General features: G+C 22.9%; 2 protein-coding genes. Both read left to right on the plus strand.

The features are described from left to right. Positions 1 to 10: 10 nt before the first annotated feature. A complete protein-coding gene (locus tag EKG38_RS25545) occupies positions 11 to 160 on the plus strand; it encodes a cbb3-type cytochrome c oxidase subunit I (protein ID WP_500691057.1) in 150 nt (49 codons plus the stop codon). Between the two features lie 437 nt (positions 161 to 597). Beyond that, positions 598 to 1,248, plus strand: a complete 651-nt coding sequence (locus EKG38_RS25550) for a hypothetical protein (RefSeq protein WP_126523527.1) — start codon at positions 598 to 600, stop codon at positions 1,246 to 1,248. Positions 1,249 to 1,509 lie beyond the last annotated feature (261 nt).

Here is a 1,509-nt window from a genome sequence, read left to right on the forward strand (position 1 = left end):
GTTAGGGGCTATAAATTTCATTACAACTGTTTTAAATATGAGAACTAATGGAATGGGATTACACAAATTACCTTTATTCGTATGGGCTATATTTGTTACTGCAATTTTATTATTGCTTTCATTGCCTGTATTAGCTGGTAAAGTTATTGTGCCAGCTTAAAATTTGACTATATGCTGGAAACTGTAATTATTTAACTAAATGAAAATAATTTAACACAATCAGCAGGAAACTCTTTAGGTTTATACCTTTTGGGATCCTTAGAGACTACACGCCATAATTTATCTTTTACTTTAGAAATAATTTTGAAATAAAAATAATTTTTATTCAAGGCCAAATGACAAAATTTTTATAGTTTAGATAAATAAGATATAGTCCGAACTACTTTGTGAAAGGTAGAGTATCTATTTAGAAGCAACTGATTCTAGCGACTTTAGGAGTTTGCCTTGTAGATCAACATAAACTTTACTAAATAAATGTTTAAGTAAGGTAAAATATGACTTTAAACTGTTTAATACCATAAAATTTTAACTTAATTTTTGTTAAATTTAGTCCTAATTAAATTATTTAAACCTTTTATTGTAGGATCAATAATTTTTATGATGTTTTTAAAAAAATTTAAAATCAAACTAAGCAAAATAGATTTTTTGTTAATTTTATTCTTGATTTATCAAGTAAGTTATATTATTGAAATTATTATTAATAATTTAATTTATTATAACTTAGGTATTGATTATATAATTAATATGTCTGATAATAGTAAAAATACTGGTGATATTATTCCTAGAAATAGAGAAAATCCTGATTATGCTAGATTAATCAGATATCTTTCTACTAATATAGCTGCTTTAATTGTTATAAGACCTATAAATAAAACGATAGGATTAACTATAGCAAATGCTGGTAACATTTTAGCAGATATAGTTTCTAATGAAGAAAGAGCTAATTATTGGATTGAGCAATATAATTTCTATCTGAAATACGGAATATTAAGAGGAGGACAATATGGTATTGGATCTTTTGAAAGATGTATTAATCCTTTTAATAATCAAGGAAATATTAATAATTCAAATACTTCTAATTTTATGCCTAATTTTGATTTTATTAAGGATTTTTTTTCACCAGTAGAACATTCAATTCCTTTAGAAACGTTAATAAATGTTCATTTTATCATGAACCTTGGTTTATTTATGTTAGTAATTTCTTTACTGTTATTAACTGTTTATTTTTATATTAATCTATTTATTTGATTAAATAAAGATTTCTTATTAAATAAAGTTAAAAATAAATATGCTTTAATGTATGTTAAATATGTTATTTTTAAATCAAGAATAGATATTATTGTTATTGGTATTATTACTTTTACTGTTTTATTTTTTATAGGATATATTTTACATTATTTAATAGTACATCCTATTGTAATTAGTAAATAAAAAATGGCAATAACTATGTTATTAACTGATAAAAATTTTAATACTAGTTTCTATGATCCAACAGGTGGAGGGGATCCT

It is taken from the genome of Shewanella canadensis (genome assembly GCF_003966225.1).
In the GTDB taxonomy this organism is placed as follows: Bacteria; Pseudomonadota; Gammaproteobacteria; order Enterobacterales; family Shewanellaceae; genus Shewanella; species Shewanella canadensis.

Coding starts and splice junctions, on each gene's coding strand:
- EKG38_RS25550 (WP_126523527.1), top strand. CDS start 598: ATGATGTTTTTAAAAAAATTTAAAATCAAACTAAGCAAAATAGATTTT.